Raw genomic sequence first — 14155 nt, 5'->3', positions numbered from 1 at the left:
GACCCCTGAAATTCACCATACACAGGCAACACCTACGCATCTGCCACAAGAGAGCGTCTCATGGCGATGAGAACTAAAATGATTGGCGTAAGTGAAAGTGGGTAGTGCGGGTTACTGGCGGCCTGAATGACCGAAGCCACCTTCACCGCGCAAGCTGGCGTCAAAGTCTTCAACCAGATTGAATTCGGCTTGCACCACTGGCACAAAAACCAGCTGTGCCATGCGATCGCCGGGCTGCAGCGTAAAGCTTTCCTGACCGCGGTTCCATACAGAAACCATTAACTGGCCCTGATAATCGGAATCGATCAGGCCCACCAGATTACCCAGAACGATACCGTGCTTATGGCCCAAACCCGAGCGCGGTAGAATCACTGCAGCCAGGCTTGGATCGGCAATATGAATTGCCAAACCAGTGGGTACCAGCGTGGTCGTGCCTGGCGTAATCTCCAGTGCACCATCCAGGCAGGCGCGTAAATCTAACCCAGCGGAACCCGAGGTCGCGTAAGTTGGCAGTGGGAAATCCTTGCCGACACGCGCATCAAGAATCTTAACGTCTATTTTTTTCATCATAACGGCTGACAATCTCGTCTAATAATTGTTGGCCAAGGAGCGACTTATCGCTGAGCGGTAAGTGTTTTTCTCCTTCCTGCCAAAAAAGGTGAAGCGCATTGGTGTCGCTATCAAATCCTTGTCCGGCTTTCGCAACGTCATTCGCGCAAATTAGGTCCAGATTCTTGCGCACCCGTTTTTGCCGGGCGTATTCTTCCACATTCTGGGTTTCAGCGGCAAATCCAACGACAAAAGGCCGACCTTTCTGTAATGCAGCGACACCCGCGACAATGTCGGGATTCTTTATGAGCTGTAGCGTGACGTTATCATCGCCACCCTGTTTTTTGATTTTCTCAGCCGCAATTTCAGCGGCCCGGTAGTCTGCCACGGCTGCGCTTGCAATGAAAATATGTTGTTGGTCTATCTTGCCCATCACTGCTGATTGCATCTCTAAAGCGGTGGTGACATCAATACGCTTTACCCCAGTTGGCGTGGTCAGATTGACCGGGCCAGCGACCAGCGTGACGTTTGCGCCGCGTTTGGCCGCTGCGGTTGCAATGGAAAAACCCATTTTCCCCGAGCTTTTATTTGTCAGGTAACGCACCGGATCGAGCGCCTCACGGGTTGGGCCGGCCGTAATCATAATGTTGATATGTTGCAGATCGTTGACGGGTGACGCCCACTGCACGGCGTGATCAACAATCTGAAGGGGATCCAGCATGCGACCGGGCCCCACATCACCACAGGCCTGACTGCCGCTGTCCGGGCCCCAAATCAACAGACCACGGGCATGCAATATTTGCAGATTTTGTTGCGTTACAGCGGCACGATACATTTGTTGATTCATTGCCGGTACTACAGCAATCGGTGCGGCGGTAGCAAGACACGACGTAGTCACCAGATCGTTCGCCATGCCTGCTGTTACGCGAGCAATCAAATCCGCTGTTGCCGGGGCGAGGATAATCAGATCGGCCCATTTGGCCAACTCAATGTGGCCCATTGCGGCTTCGGCTGCCGGATCAAGCAAGTCATCAAATACCGGATAGCCGGAAACAGCTTGCAAGCTGAGTGGAGTAATAAAGGCTTTAGCGCCTTCCGTCATCATTACGCGGACTTCGGCACCGCGATCGCGTAGGCGACGAACCAATTCAGGTGCTTTATACGCGGCGATTCCGCCGCTGACGCCCAAAAGAATTTTTTTACCGGCTAATCCCATCATGCTGTTGGCCTCACTAAACGGTTTGCCGCGTCTGGCGCGACTTAATGCACGAACTTTACCATAAAACCCCTAAATCGCTTTTTCACTCCCTGCCGTTTGCGAGACGCCTCGTAAAACGACGCAGTGCTGATGGCAGCAGACGGTGTGATTCGTCAGGATAGTGAAGACATCAGGGAGAACCACCATGGAAAGTATGGCACCGCGAGAAAAATTACAGCTTTTGGGTGCGGAAACACTGAGCGATGTTGAGCTGCTGGCCATTTTTTTGCGCACCGGCTCTGCAGGCGTCAACGTCATGGTGCTGGCACAGCAGATGTTGCAAGAGTTCGGTTCGCTTTATCACATCATGACAGCAAGCAAAGCGGCTTTCAGTGGCATTAAAGGGGTGGGTGATGCGAAGCTCGCGCAACTGCACGCGATTGCCGAGCTGGCAAAACGTTTCTTTGCCAGCCAACTCGCGCGCGAAAATGCGATGGAAAACCCACAGGTAACACGGCATTACTTGCAAAGCCTGTTAGCGCATCAGGAACGCGAGATCTTTATGGCGCTGTTTTTGGATAATCAACACCGTGTGTTACTGGCGCAAAAGATGTTTTCTGGTTCAATAAATAGCGTCGAGGTACATCCACGCGAGATTGTGCGGGAAGCGTTAAAGGTCAATGCAGCGGCATTGATACTGGCGCATAATCACCCTTCTGGCATGTCTGAGCCGAGCAAGGCCGACCGTGAAATTACACATAAAGTGAGCGAAGCCTGTGGTTTACTGAACATTCGTTTGCTCGATCACTTAGTGATTGGCCATGGTGAATATGTCTCATTTGCCGAGCGTGGATGGCTTTAAGTATAAGAAAATAGGGTCCAGATGGTGGCTTTTTACACGATCATTCGGGATCTTTATCTGTTCGGGACTTGAGCACTTGCGCCGAGCGGCGTATACTACGCCACCTTTGAGAATCTCGGGTTTGGCGGTTAGGCCAGCTTAGCGGGTTCCATGGAACTCGCCTGGCGGGCTATGAGCCTGACGAGGCGGCCAAAACCTAATTTTTAAAGCTCGAGCTGATTTGATTTTTGGAGATATTGACATGTCACGAGTCTGCCAGGTAACTGGAAAGCGCCCGGTGAGCGGTAACAACCGTTCCCACGCAATGAACGCGACGAAACGCCGTTTCCTTCCGAACCTGCACTCACACCGTTTTTGGGTTGAGAGCGAGAAGCGCTTCGTTACTCTGCGTGTATCTGTAAAAGGTATGCGTACTATTGATAAAAAGGGCATTGATACGGTTTTGGCCGATCTGCGTGCCCGTGGTGAGAAGTACTAAGAGTACTAAGGAACTGAATCATGGCTAAAGGTATTCGTGAGAAGATCAAGCTGGTTTCCTCTGCTGGTACAGGTCACTTCTATACCACCACGAAGAACAAACGTACTAAACCAGAGAAGTTGGAACTGAAAAAGTTCGATCCGGTTGTACGTCAGCATGTGCTCTACAAAGAAGCTAAAATTAAGTAATTTTAGTGTTCTGCTAAAAACCCGGCTCCGGCCGGGTTTTTTGTTTGTGAAAAACGCTGAGGAGAAGCTATGCCAGAATTACCTGAGGTTGAAACCAGCCGTCGCGGTATCGAACCGCATCTGGTAGGAGAAACTATCCTGCACGCTATTGTGCGTAACACACGTTTGCGGTGGCCTGTTTCTCAAGAAATTCTCGCGCTCAGCGATCAGCCGGTTCTCAGCGTTCAGCGTCGTGCTAAATATTTACTGTTAGAGTTGCCGCACGGCTGGATCATTATCCATCTCGGCATGTCTGGCAGTTTGCGGGTGTTACCCGAAGAGTTGCCTGCAGCTAAACATGATCATGTTGACTTGGTTATGAGTAACGGCAAAGTGCTGCGTTACACCGATCCACGGCGTTTTGGTGCCTGGTTGTGGAGCAGCGATTTAGCGGGCAGCAGTGTGCTGTCACACCTTGGCCCAGAGCCGCTCAGTGATATTTTTGATGGTGATTATCTTTTTGAGAAGTCGCGTGGTAAGCGCACGGTGATTAAACAGTGGTTAATGGATAACAAAGTGGTGGTTGGCGTTGGCAACATATACGCCAGTGAGTCCTTGTTTACTGCTGGGATCTTACCCGAGCGACCCGCAATGAGCCTGAGCAAAAAGGAAGCCGAATTACTGGCTAACACGATCAAAGCGGTGCTGCTGCGATCGATTGAGCAGGGTGGTACCACTTTACGTGATTTCTTACAGAGCGACGGCAAACCAGGCTATTTTGCACAGCAATTGCAGGTTTATGGCCGAGCCGGTGAGCCGTGTCGTGCGTGTGGAATGCCGATTATTAGCGGCAAGCACGGGCAGCGCAGTACTTACTGGTGCCCGAACTGCCAGCATTAACGCTACGCTAGCTTAGCTTGTAATGCCTGATGTACTGGCGCTGGAAGGAAGGCGGTGACATCGCCGCCGTGGCGCGCCACCTCTTTCACTAGCGAAGAGGAGACAAAGGAGAAGCCTTCAGAGGGCATCAGGAACACGCTTTCCAGCGTAGGCAGCAAATGACGATTCATATGCGCCAGCTGCATTTCATATTCAAAATCCGATACTGCACGTAATCCACGCACCAGGACATTAGCCTGCTGCGCGCGGGCAAAGTTCGCCATTAAATCACTGAAGCCAACTACTTCAACGTTAGGCAGGTGCGCAATCACTTGCTGAGCAAGTTCTACACGCTCATCCAGGTCAAACATCGGCTTTTTACTCGGGCTGGCCGCTATCGCCACCACAAGATGATCAAACATCTGGGCTGCGCGCGTCACAATGTCAAGATGCCCCAATGTAATGGGATCAAAGGTTCCGGGATAAATGGCTTTAGTACTCATATGCGCCCTTTTGCCTTGGCATGACCGAGCGCCCAAAGCGCTGCGTATTTGTTGAATGTATACTGCGCGTTGACCATCGCGAGTATCCAGCCTTGTTTGCCATCGAGAAAGCCGGCGCGTAGCAGCAACGTTTTAATAAATGCGCCCAGCGTATGGCTAAAAATGGAGAACAGCCCGCAACGCTTGCCGCGCTGAAAGCGTTCTTTTGCCCAGGCTTCAGCATAGGCAAGCTGTTTGCGCTGGAAAGCGATTAAGTCACGGCAGGTTAGGTGCTGTAGATCGCCTTTCAATACCTGAACTGGCGCGCCTTGGGTATTGAGTGATTCATGCACCAGATTATCGTTATAAGTGAGCGTGCGGGGATAAAGGCGCATTACGCGATCGGGATACCAGCCGCTGTGACGCATAAAACGGCCCAGAAACAGGTTACTACGGCACAGGCTGTAAACAGTGTTGCTGGGCGGCGTCATTAATACTTGCTCAATGGCGTTGCGTAATTCAGGCGTCACGCGCTCATCAGCATCGATCATCAAAATCATTTCGTGGCTGGCGTAACTTTGCGCACGTTGACGCTGTTTGCCGTAGCCTGGCCAGCTGTCAGCGTGAAACACTTCAGCGCCCGCTTCGCGCGCAATTTCAACGCTATTATCGGCGCTGCCAGAATCCAGCACGATAATCTCATCGGCCCAGTCAACGGAGGCAAGGCAAGCCGGCAACAGCTCTGCTTCGTTCTTGGCGATCATCACCACCGAAAGTCGTTGGCGTGTTGGCATTAATGGGCCCGTGGCGGTAAATGAGGTTCGAGTAACTGTAGCAGACGCTGTAAAGCGCCTTGATTTTGATGCAGCACCTCTACGGCATGTCGGCCGTAATAGCGGCGATAATCATCATCCTTCAGTAAATTAGCGACCTCTTTTTCCAGAGAGATCACATCAGTGACGGTGATTAAACCTTGCGCTTCCTGCAATTTGCTGCAGATATCTTTGAAGTTCCAGATATGCGGGCCCATCAGCACAGGAAGAGCATGTGCTGCGGGTTCTAGCGGGTTATGGCCGCCACGTTCTACCAGGCTGCCGCCCACAAATGCCAGATCAGCAATGCCATAAAGCAGCATTAATTCACCCATTGAATCGCCGATGACCACCTGAGTCGAACCGGAAGGAATTTCACCGCTGCTGCGTAAAATAAAGCTGAAACCACGCTTTTGCGTCAGCTCACGTGCATCGTTGAAACGCTCAGGGTGACGTGGCACCAGAATCAATAACAGGTCGGGGAAAGTTTGCAGCAATCGGCGATGAGCATCTAACACGATAGCTTCTTCACCTTCATGGGTGCTGGTGGCGATCCACACAGGACGACGCGGCGCCCATTGCCGACGCAGCGTGACTGCCCGAGCAGCCAGTTCTGGCGTTACTGAGATATCAAATTTTAGGCTGCCGGTAATCGTTAGCTGGGCGCGTTTCAAACCTAGCTCAACGAAACGGTCGCCATCTTCACTGGTCTGGGCCGCAATCAGCGTAATGCTTTGTAGTAACTGACGCATGAAATTGCCCAGTTTGCGATAACCTTTAGCCGAACGCGCTGATAAACGCGCGTTAGCAATTACCAAAGGAATTTGTCGCTTATGCAGAATACGAATGATATTCGGCCATAGCTCAGTTTCCATGATGATAACCAATCTTGGATTTACCGTATCAAGGAAACGATTGATGGAGCCGGGCAGATCGTAAGGGAGATAGACGTGATGCACATCTTTACCAAACGCAGACTGAGCGCGCTCGGAGCCGGTTGGCGTCATTGTGGTGACAGTAATGGGCAACGTCGGATAACGATGGCGTAAAGCACGCACCAGCGGAACGGCCGCTAACGTTTCTCCAACGGAAACCGAATGCAGCACAATGCCATGTGGTTGAACTTTGCCTACACAATAGCCGTAACGCTCGGCCCAGCGTTTACGGTATGCCGGAGCTTTACGACCGCGCAGCCACAGGCGCAGCCAAATCAGTGGCTGAATAAGATAGAGCAATGCGGTGTAAATGGTCGTCATAGTTACCGTTACGACACGTTGGCGTCAAAAAATACAATAAAGTCAGATTGCGGCATGTTATCAGAAACCACTCGCGCACTCATCTGACTTTGTCAGTTGGTCTTTAACACCTGCTGATAGAGTGATGTTAAGGAGCGAGCCAGCCTTTGTGGCCCATAAGGTTCAATTCTGCGGCGTGCAGCTTCACCCATGCTTGAATCCACTGAAAGTGCAGGAATAGTCTGAATGGCTTCACTTAATGCGTTGATATCCAAAGCATCACAGACGAAGCCTTCTTGACCAGCCGTGATAAATTCTGCTCCACCGCAGCCGGTGCTGGTGATCACCGGTAAGCCGCAAGCCATTGCTTCCAGCACAACATTTGGGAACGGATCATAGAGCGTGGGCAGTAGCAGGCCATCGGCAGCGTGATAGAAGGGTTGCACATCCTGTTGTACGCCGACAAAGCGCAGGCGGTCCAGGCAGTTAAAACGATTCGCCAGTTGTTGATAACGCTGCAATTGCTTGTCTTGTCCTACCACAATCAGATAGCGATCGCTCTTTGCCAACGCCTCTATGGCGGCTTTTAAGCCTTTACGCTCAAAACCGGAACCGACATAAATCAGGACTGTAGCGCTGTCTGGCAGCTTGAGATGCTGACGTGTAGCGTGTCGAGTCGCTTCGGTGGCAGGCTGAAAGCGCTCAGCATCAATCGCGTTATGAATAACGTGAATTTTATCGGCGTTCAGTGAGAAGCAGCGCAAGATATCGCGCTTTACCATGTCTGAATTGCAGATAACGGCTTTGAGCGTTGGAGAATTAAACATCTCCGCTTCTGCCTGCAATACGTAGCGGTGGTAAGGGCTCAGTTTGGCGCTCAAGCGCTGCATGGGCGACACGATGCGCGCGCGTTGCTCAAGCCAGACGCGATGCACGCCGTCACCGGCACGAAAAATATCACAGCCAGCAATGCGCTCGTGGCTCTGTACGATATCAAACTTCTCTCGTTCCCAGCAGGCTCGAGCTGCTTGAGCAAAACCACGTTCACGTGAAACTCGGCCCAGTTTGGCCGGGTTGCAGATGTGCAAATGCCAGTCAGGATTAGGCGTACCTTGCCAGCTACGCGTAATAATGTTCAGGTCCAGCTGCTCGCTGCCCAACGCTTCCAACGCGCGCGATATAAAGCGTTCGGCACCGCCATCGGGACGGTATTTCTGGCGCACAATGGCCAGACGTAACTTACTCATTAAGGTAGCTCCTTGCTGCGGCAACCACATCCTCTACTGGAATGATGGAAAGAAAGCGCTGTTGCGTGTTGGTATCAATCGAGTCTGGCGAAGGTAATGGGCCATAATCACCCGCCCAAATGACGCGATTATGTTCCCCCCAAGGCCGCCAGTGCTGCAGCTTGGTTGGACCAAAAAGCGCAATACAGGGTGTATCAAGTGCAGCCGCCATGTGCATTGGCGCGGAATCAACGCCAATAAACAGCTGCGCGTGATCGATCAGCGCGGCTAGCTGCGGCAATGAGAATTTTCCTGCGAGCGAAACCACATCTGGCGAACGACATAAAGATTGAATGTGTTCAATCATTACTCGTTCTTTTTGATCTGGCGCGGCAGTCAATATCACTTTTCGATTCTGTTTTGCCAGCTGATCGATGGTGGCTGCGACTTTCTCATCTTCCCAGCATTTAAAACCCCAACGGGAAGTGGGCTGCACCACAATGAAGGGCGAATTGATACCGTTTTCGAGCAGCGTTGATAGGACGTATTGTTTGTCGTTTTCGCTGTAATGCATTGAGACGCGAGCACCTTCACGGCTAATGCCGAGCGGCGCAAGCGCGCTCATGTTTTGTTCAACGGTATGCAGCGTGCTGTGATCGGCGGTAGAAACCAACTGATTATGGCAAAATCGCCAAAGAGCATTGTCGCGCTTCTTAAATGCGAAACCGATACGCAGCGGTGCTCGCGATAAACGCGTAATGATTCCTGCACGCCACTGATCGGCCAGGTTGATCACTAAATCATAATGGCAGGCGCGAACATCAGCGATCAGCGCACGTTCATGCGCTAACTTACGCCAGGCACCTTCATTCTTCCATTTGCGGTCAATGATGTGCAGGCGACGAATTGCCGGGTGCGCTTCCAGCATCGGACGCGTTTCTTGATACAGCAATACATCAATATTCGCCTGCGGATAGCGTTGATGAAGCGCATTGATAACAGGCGTCGTCAGCAGCATATCGCCATGATGGCGTAACTTGATAAGCAAAATATTTTGCGGAGAAATGTTTGCCAAAATCGGGCTTGCCATAAACCAGTGTTCTCAAATTGGAATGAACCGATTGTATGGCAAAGCCTTTAGGGGTTAAAGCCAGCCATTCGGGTTATTTGTTACGCCAAACAGAAGCGGCAAACTAAAGCAGCAACTGAAACGCCTGCGCCAGGCCACATACATTTATCAACATACAAAAATGTGTTCCGGTTGAAAAGATATCTACAATGATTGCTCTTCGGGCTTGGGCATCGGGTTTTCGACTTACGTTGTGGCAAGTGCTGAACGCTTTACGGATGATTTGATAGTGAGAAACCGAATAAATTCCCTTTGTGTCGCGATAATGGCAAAGAATTCACTGGCCGCGTGCGCCCAGGCAGGAGTTACAAGCCAGACTTACCCTCAACTTTTTCCGTGATGTCAGGGAAAAGGAACGTAATGAATGAGCCAATACACATAAGGTATTAGTCCTTTCTCGATTCGACTACTGTGGCGCATTATTTTAGTCTCTGATACTCAGTCCTTTCATCCATCAGAACTTTATTTAAAATAAGGGTCAAACGTAGAGATTTTTTGCATTTATATTGCATACCTCCTGACCTTTTTAGAAAGCCATTCATTGCCAATTGGGCCCACTTTTATGAAGAATATATTGCTAATCAGACGTGACAATATCGGTGATATGGTATGTACGACACCGCTAATTGAGGGAATAAAACGTACCTGGCCCGATGTAAAGTTAACTGTTTTAGTCAACAAAGTGGCTCAGGATGTGGCGCTGAATAATCCGTACATTGATGAGTTATATGTCTATAAAAAATCAAAACACCGTGAAAAAGGCGAAAGTGCACTGAAGGTGTATCTACAGAGGCTAAAAATCTTTTTTGCGCTGCGTAAAACAACATTTGATATGACGATTTTAGCCAATCCGGTGCCCTGTAAATACAGTTTGCGCCTGGCTACGATGGCGGGAGCTAAAAAAATAATCGGTGCCGGTACCAATCCCGCCGAGTTAACTATCCCGCTGGCTAAGGAGGATTTCAATGGTGCACATCAGGTAGAACATACCTTTACCTATCTCACCAAATTAGCGCCATCGGCTGTTGCCATCCCGGAAGTGAATGTTTATCTGAGCCCGCAGGAAAAGGGTGAGGCGGAGAAACGGCTGGCGGATAAAATTCCTCAAGATGCGCGCGTGTATGGCATTCACATCAGTAGTCGTAGCGCTAAACGCCGCTGGCCGGTGGAATCTTATGCGCAGATCATTGAGAAAATTTTGCAAGATCCTAAAGCCCATGTGCTGCTGTTTTGGTCGCCGCAGGGTGCATTAGATCCCAACGATGTCGGTGATTCGGCTCGTATGCAATCTTTGTTGCAACAGGTTAATTCACCGCGCGCAATTGCCTATCCAACCTCATCTATTCGTGAATTGATTGCCGGTCTTGATCGCTGTGAACAGGTGCTGTGTAGCGATGGCGGTCAAATGCATATCACCGCCGCGTTACATAAAAGACAGGTAGTCTTTTTTGGTGACACCAACGCGGCAGCCTGGCATCCATGGTCTGGTCAGTATGCTATTTTGCAGTCAGCGTCTGGCGATTGTGCCGATATCAGCGTTGATGAAGCCTGGGCTGCCTGGCAGAAATTGCAGGCAGCCTCATAAGATCAGGCCAACTCGGTATACTGCTGAGTGATTTTTTTGACGTCGTAATGTTCCAAAGAAGATTCATTGATATGCGGCAAATGGTGGTAAATCTCCACCATCTTGTCCGCCAAAGCCTGCGCATCAATTGGCGTCAATAAATCAGCCATGCCCGCTTTAACCAAAATCTCTTCGGGACCACCGGGACAGCGAGTACTGATCACTGGCGTTCCGCACATCAGTGATTCCACAATCACATTGCCAAATCCTTCACTGTCCGAGCTCAGAACCATCATGCGGGCATGTTTAATATAAGGAAAAGGGTTTTCCTTGAAGCCTAAGAACAACACGCGATCGGCAATGTTTAACGCTTCAGCCAGGCTTTTGGCTGCCTGAATACGCTCTTCGGTGCCGGTTCCCAGTAAAACCAGTTTGCATGGCAGGCCTGACTTAGCAAATGCGTGGAGAAGGCGATCTTGTCGTTTTTGCGGGTGGATGCGTGCCACGTTGATGATGTAATCGGTACCGGCCAAATCACACGGTTCACTGGCCCGCTGGCGAAGCGTAGCGCTGTCGAAAGGATTGTTAATGACCGCTGTTTTGGCGGGTGTTACGCCCATCACGTCAATCAGATCATCAAGTACCGCCTGGGAAACAGCAGTGATATTTTTGCCCTGATAAATTTTCGCCATCTTGTTTCTTTTCAACGTGTAATTCAGGCCCTTGCGGTGCCCAAGATAAGTTGATGAGAGAACGCCATGAATGCAATACCACAGTCGAGCGGGATCGATAGCTTTACAGCGCGCAACGATGCGATCGGTTTTATGTAGATTGGAGATAATCAGATCAAACTTACCGTTGGCGGCTTCGTCCTTGCTTAGCACCTGGTCCAGCTTTTTGGCTCGACGAGACAGCTCAGTGAGCTTACGCCATGGCGCCTTGCTGTGTTGCGTCACCACTTTATAGGCTACGCCTTCGGGGAGTTTATATGCGCAAACCTCGGCTAAAGAATAGAGGCTGACGTCATGGCCCATCTGCTGCATACACTCGCTTAGGGTCAGTACGACTTTTTCAGCGCCGCCGCCAGGCAAGCCATCAATGATCATCAAAATGCGCATATCACGTCCAAAACTTCGGTAAAATTAAGCGCCAGTTATACCTTTTCGCTGGCGCTGGCGCTATCCCGAAACGACCTTTAGCCTCGCGTTAATCCCAGCTCAGTATGACTTTTCCTGAGCGTCCTGAACGCATTTCATCAAAGCCCTGTTGGAAATCATCAATGTGATAGCGATGCGTAATGATCGGGGTGAGATCGAGGCCTGACTGAATCAGCGCGGCCATTTTGTACCAGGTTTCAAACATCTCGCGGCCATAAATACCCTTGATGAATAATCCTTTGAAAATCACCTGATTCCAGTCGATAGCCATTTCACCGGGCGGAATGCCTAACAGCGCAATGCGTCCGCCGTGGTTCATCACTTCTAGCAAACTGCGGAAAGCGGGCGGCGCACCTGACATCTCTAATCCGACGTCGAAACCTTCCGTCATGCCCAGCGAGTGCATCACATCATGGAGATCTTCCTGTGCCACGTTAACTGCTCGCGTTACGCCCATGTTGCGGGCCAGCTCAAGCCGATAATCATTAATATCGGTGATCACCACATTGCGCGCACCCACATGGCGGCAAACGGCTGCGGCCATAATACCAATTGGCCCGGCACCGCTGATCAAAACATCTTCACCAACCAGATCAAAGGAGAGCGCGGTATGCACTGCGTTACCAAAAGGATCAAATATCGCTGCTAATTCGTCAGAGATGTTTTCAGGAATTTTGAAGGCGTTATACGCAGGTATCACCAGATACTCGGCAAAACAGCCCTGGCGGTTTACGCCAACACCGACGGTATTGCGGCATAAATGCGTACGTCCGGCGCGACAATTGCGGCAATGGCCGCAGGTAATATGCCCTTCGCCTGAAACACGATCGCCAATAGTGAAGCCTTTCACTTCCTGACCAATCGCAACGACTTCACCCACATATTCGTGGCCGGTAATCATCGGGACCGGAATGGTTTTCTGTGACCAGTCGTCCCAGTTGTAGATGTGCACATCGGTGCCGCAAATAGCCGTTTTGCGAATTTTGATCAGCAGATCGTTATGACCTGGCTCAGGAATCGGCGCATCCGTCACCATCCAAATACCGGGCTCTTTTTTCAGTTTAGCGAGTGCTTTCATCGGCAGTTCCTCTGGCAATGACGCCAAGTTGTTGACCGATGCGGGTAAAAGCGGCCACCGCGCGTTCGAGTTGCTCTTGCGTATGCGCCGCAGAGATCTGGGTGCGAATGCGCGCCTGACCTTTTGGCACCACCGGATAAAAGAAGCCGGTAACGTAAATGCCTTCCTGCTGGAGCAAACGGGCAAATTCCTGCGCCACATTCGCATCACCCAGCATGACTGGAATGATGGCATGATCGGCGCCAGCCAGAGTAAATCCGGCGGCTGTCATTTGTTGACGGAAATAGCGGGCATTATCCCATAAGCGTTGACGCAGGCCATCACCTTCGCTGAGTAACTCCAGCACGCGAAGCGAGGCAGCGACAATGGCGGGTGCCAGGGAGTTAGAAAAGAGATAAGGACGTGAGCGCTGGCGCAACCATTCAATCACTTCCGCTTTAGCAGCGGTATAACCGCCCGATGCGCCACCCAGCGCTTTGCCTAAGGTGCCAGTAATAATGTCGACGCGGCCCATGACATCGCAATATTCGTGCGTGCCCCGCCCGGCGTTGCCAACAAATCCCACTGCATGAGAATCATCAACCATCACCAGCGCAGAAAATTCGTCAGCCAGATCGCAAATGGCCTTTAAATTAGCGATGACGCCATCCATCGAGAACACGCCATCGGTGGCAATCAGAATATGACGCGCACCTTTATCGCGTGCTTGCTGTAAACAGGCGCGCAGTTCTTGCATGTCATTGTTAGCGTAGCGATAACGTTGTGCTTTACACAGCCGCACGCCATCAATAATCGAAGCATGGTTTAGCGCATCAGAAATAATGGCATCGTCTGCATCCAGTAAGGTTTCGAACAGGCCGCCGTTGGCATCAAAACAAGATGAATAGAGAATGGCATCTTCCATGCCGAGAAATTCCGCCAGACTTTTTTCCAGCTGCTTGTGGGTATCTTGCGTACCGCAGATGAAGCGCACCGAAGCCATGCCGAAGCCGTGAGAATCCATGCCGTCTTTGGCGGCCTGAATCAGGGCGGGATGATTGGCTAAGCCTAAATAATTATTGGCACAGAAATTTATGACGTGATTGCCGTCCCCAACTTCAATATCGGCTTGTTGGGCAGACGTAATAATGCGTTCTTGTTTAAACAACCCTTCCTGACGCGCCGTATCCAGTTGCTGACGTAATTGTTGATAAAATTGCGCTGGCATCATTGCTCTCCTCAGATGGCGGAAATTTGGCACATCTTACTGAGCAGAGAGTCCAATCGCGATAAATCGCCCAACAGAATGTCAATTTTGCAGCATAGTTCACGCCTCGGCGCAGGAAGTACAAATGGTTAC

At 50.8% G+C, this 14155-nt stretch carries 15 protein-coding genes; 5 read left to right on the top strand and 10 right to left on the bottom strand.

The window, feature by feature from the left end:
- Positions 1–111 precede the first annotated feature (111 nt).
- A complete protein-coding gene (dut, locus tag ACF2G4_RS14100) occupies positions 112–570 on the bottom strand; it encodes a dUTP diphosphatase (protein ID WP_215848146.1) in 459 nt (152 codons plus the stop codon).
- A complete protein-coding gene (gene coaBC / locus ACF2G4_RS14095) occupies positions 548–1768 on the bottom strand; it encodes a bifunctional phosphopantothenoylcysteine decarboxylase/phosphopantothenate--cysteine ligase CoaBC (RefSeq protein ID WP_409075007.1) in 1221 nt (406 codons plus the stop codon). The genes dut and coaBC overlap by 23 nt, the downstream gene beginning before the upstream one ends.
- A 184-nt stretch (positions 1769–1952) precedes the next feature.
- On the opposite strand from coaBC, the gene radC reads away from it, so the two are divergent.
- The 4 genes from radC to mutM all read left to right on the top strand — a co-directional run bounded on the left by radC (position 1953) and on the right by mutM (position 4154).
- Complete coding sequence (radC, locus tag ACF2G4_RS14090; RefSeq protein WP_409075006.1) at positions 1953–2609, top strand: RadC family protein; 657 nt, start codon at positions 1953–1955, stop codon at positions 2607–2609.
- Positions 2610–2850: 241 nt separating this feature from the next.
- Positions 2851–3087 carry a 50S ribosomal protein L28 gene (gene rpmB, locus ACF2G4_RS14085; protein ID WP_215848149.1) on the top strand — a complete coding sequence of 79 codons (237 nt, stop codon included), beginning with the start codon at positions 2851–2853 and terminating at the stop codon, positions 3085–3087.
- Between the two features lie 20 nt (positions 3088–3107).
- The gene (gene rpmG, locus ACF2G4_RS14080; RefSeq protein WP_003024094.1) at positions 3108–3275 is read left to right on the top strand and encodes a 50S ribosomal protein L33; all 168 of its coding nucleotides are present in this window, start codon (positions 3108–3110) and stop codon (positions 3273–3275) included.
- A 69-nt stretch (positions 3276–3344) separates the two neighbouring features.
- Positions 3345–4154 carry a bifunctional DNA-formamidopyrimidine glycosylase/DNA-(apurinic or apyrimidinic site) lyase gene (gene mutM / locus ACF2G4_RS14075; RefSeq protein ID WP_215848150.1) on the top strand — a complete coding sequence of 270 codons (810 nt, stop codon included), beginning with the start codon at positions 3345–3347 and terminating at the stop codon, positions 4152–4154.
- Between the two features lie 2 nt (positions 4155–4156).
- Here the strand turns inward: mutM and coaD are convergent, their stop codons facing one another.
- From coaD to rfaQ, 5 genes are all read right to left on the bottom strand, one after another.
- Positions 4157–4636 carry a pantetheine-phosphate adenylyltransferase gene (gene coaD / locus ACF2G4_RS14070; protein ID WP_215848151.1) on the bottom strand — a complete coding sequence of 160 codons (480 nt, stop codon included), beginning with the start codon at positions 4634–4636 and terminating at the stop codon, positions 4157–4159.
- Positions 4633–5409 (bottom strand): glycosyltransferase family 2 protein, encoded by a 777-nt coding sequence (locus ACF2G4_RS14065; protein WP_215848152.1) that lies wholly within the window; start codon positions 5407–5409, stop codon positions 4633–4635. The genes coaD and ACF2G4_RS14065 overlap by 4 nt, the downstream gene beginning before the upstream one ends.
- Positions 5409–6683 (bottom strand): lipid IV(A) 3-deoxy-D-manno-octulosonic acid transferase, encoded by a 1275-nt coding sequence (gene waaA, locus ACF2G4_RS14060; RefSeq protein WP_215848153.1) that lies wholly within the window; start codon positions 6681–6683, stop codon positions 5409–5411. The genes ACF2G4_RS14065 and waaA overlap by 1 nt, the downstream gene beginning before the upstream one ends.
- 92 nt (positions 6684–6775) lie before the next feature.
- The gene (locus tag ACF2G4_RS14055) at positions 6776–7909 is read right to left on the bottom strand and encodes a glycosyltransferase family 4 protein (protein WP_409075005.1); all 1134 of its coding nucleotides are present in this window, start codon (positions 7907–7909) and stop codon (positions 6776–6778) included.
- Positions 7902–8978 carry a putative lipopolysaccharide heptosyltransferase III gene (rfaQ, locus tag ACF2G4_RS14050; protein WP_243079983.1) on the bottom strand — a complete coding sequence of 359 codons (1077 nt, stop codon included), beginning with the start codon at positions 8976–8978 and terminating at the stop codon, positions 7902–7904. The genes ACF2G4_RS14055 and rfaQ overlap by 8 nt, the downstream gene beginning before the upstream one ends.
- Positions 8979–9579: 601 nt before the next feature.
- Between rfaQ and ACF2G4_RS14045 the strand changes: the two genes are divergently transcribed.
- Complete coding sequence (locus ACF2G4_RS14045; RefSeq protein ID WP_243079984.1) at positions 9580–10602, top strand: glycosyltransferase family 9 protein; 1023 nt, start codon at positions 9580–9582, stop codon at positions 10600–10602.
- A gap of 2 nt (positions 10603–10604) precedes the next feature.
- Here the strand turns inward: ACF2G4_RS14045 and ACF2G4_RS14040 are convergent, their stop codons facing one another.
- The 3 genes from ACF2G4_RS14040 to ACF2G4_RS14030 form a co-directional block, all read right to left on the bottom strand.
- On the bottom strand, positions 10605–11699 hold the full coding sequence (locus ACF2G4_RS14040) for a glycosyltransferase (RefSeq protein ID WP_215848155.1): 1095 nt from the start codon (positions 11697–11699) through the stop codon (positions 10605–10607).
- 88 nt (positions 11700–11787) lie between these two features.
- Positions 11788–12816 carry an L-threonine 3-dehydrogenase gene (gene tdh / locus ACF2G4_RS14035; protein WP_243079985.1) on the bottom strand — a complete coding sequence of 343 codons (1029 nt, stop codon included), beginning with the start codon at positions 12814–12816 and terminating at the stop codon, positions 11788–11790.
- Entirely contained in the window at positions 12800–14023 is a 1224-nt protein-coding gene (locus ACF2G4_RS14030; protein ID WP_409075976.1) for a glycine C-acetyltransferase, read from the bottom strand. The genes tdh and ACF2G4_RS14030 overlap by 17 nt, the downstream gene beginning before the upstream one ends.
- Positions 14024–14155 lie beyond the last annotated feature (132 nt).

The organism is Pantoea phytostimulans (assembly GCF_046118715.1).
In the GTDB taxonomy this organism is placed as follows: Bacteria; Pseudomonadota; Gammaproteobacteria; order Enterobacterales; family Enterobacteriaceae; genus Pantoea; species Pantoea phytostimulans.
Note: the sequence above shows the minus strand (reverse complement) of the source record. Positions and strands in the feature narration are given on the sequence as shown.

Coding starts and splice junctions, on each gene's coding strand:
- dut (WP_215848146.1), bottom strand. CDS start 570: ATGATGAAAAAAATAGACGTTAAGATTCTTGATGCGCGTGTCGGCAAG.
- coaBC (WP_409075007.1), bottom strand. CDS start 1,768: ATGATGGGATTAGCCGGTAAAAAAATTCTTTTGGGCGTCAGCGGCGGA.
- radC (WP_409075006.1), top strand. CDS start 1,953: ATGGAAAGTATGGCACCGCGAGAAAAATTACAGCTTTTGGGTGCGGAA.
- rpmB (WP_215848149.1), top strand. CDS start 2,851: ATGTCACGAGTCTGCCAGGTAACTGGAAAGCGCCCGGTGAGCGGTAAC.
- rpmG (WP_003024094.1), top strand. CDS start 3,108: ATGGCTAAAGGTATTCGTGAGAAGATCAAGCTGGTTTCCTCTGCTGGT.
- mutM (WP_215848150.1), top strand. CDS start 3,345: ATGCCAGAATTACCTGAGGTTGAAACCAGCCGTCGCGGTATCGAACCG.
- coaD (WP_215848151.1), bottom strand. CDS start 4,636: ATGAGTACTAAAGCCATTTATCCCGGAACCTTTGATCCCATTACATTG.
- ACF2G4_RS14065 (WP_215848152.1), bottom strand. CDS start 5,409: ATGCCAACACGCCAACGACTTTCGGTGGTGATGATCGCCAAGAACGAA.
- waaA (WP_215848153.1), bottom strand. CDS start 6,683: ATGACGACCATTTACACCGCATTGCTCTATCTTATTCAGCCACTGATT.
- ACF2G4_RS14055 (WP_409075005.1), bottom strand. CDS start 7,909: ATGAGTAAGTTACGTCTGGCCATTGTGCGCCAGAAATACCGTCCCGAT.
- rfaQ (WP_243079983.1), bottom strand. CDS start 8,978: ATGGCAAGCCCGATTTTGGCAAACATTTCTCCGCAAAATATTTTGCTT.
- ACF2G4_RS14045 (WP_243079984.1), top strand. CDS start 9,580: ATGAAGAATATATTGCTAATCAGACGTGACAATATCGGTGATATGGTA.
- ACF2G4_RS14040 (WP_215848155.1), bottom strand. CDS start 11,699: ATGCGCATTTTGATGATCATTGATGGCTTGCCTGGCGGCGGCGCTGAA.
- tdh (WP_243079985.1), bottom strand. CDS start 12,816: ATGAAAGCACTCGCTAAACTGAAAAAAGAGCCCGGTATTTGGATGGTG.
- ACF2G4_RS14030 (WP_409075976.1), bottom strand. CDS start 14,023: ATGCCAGCGCAATTTTATCAACAATTACGTCAGCAACTGGATACGGCG.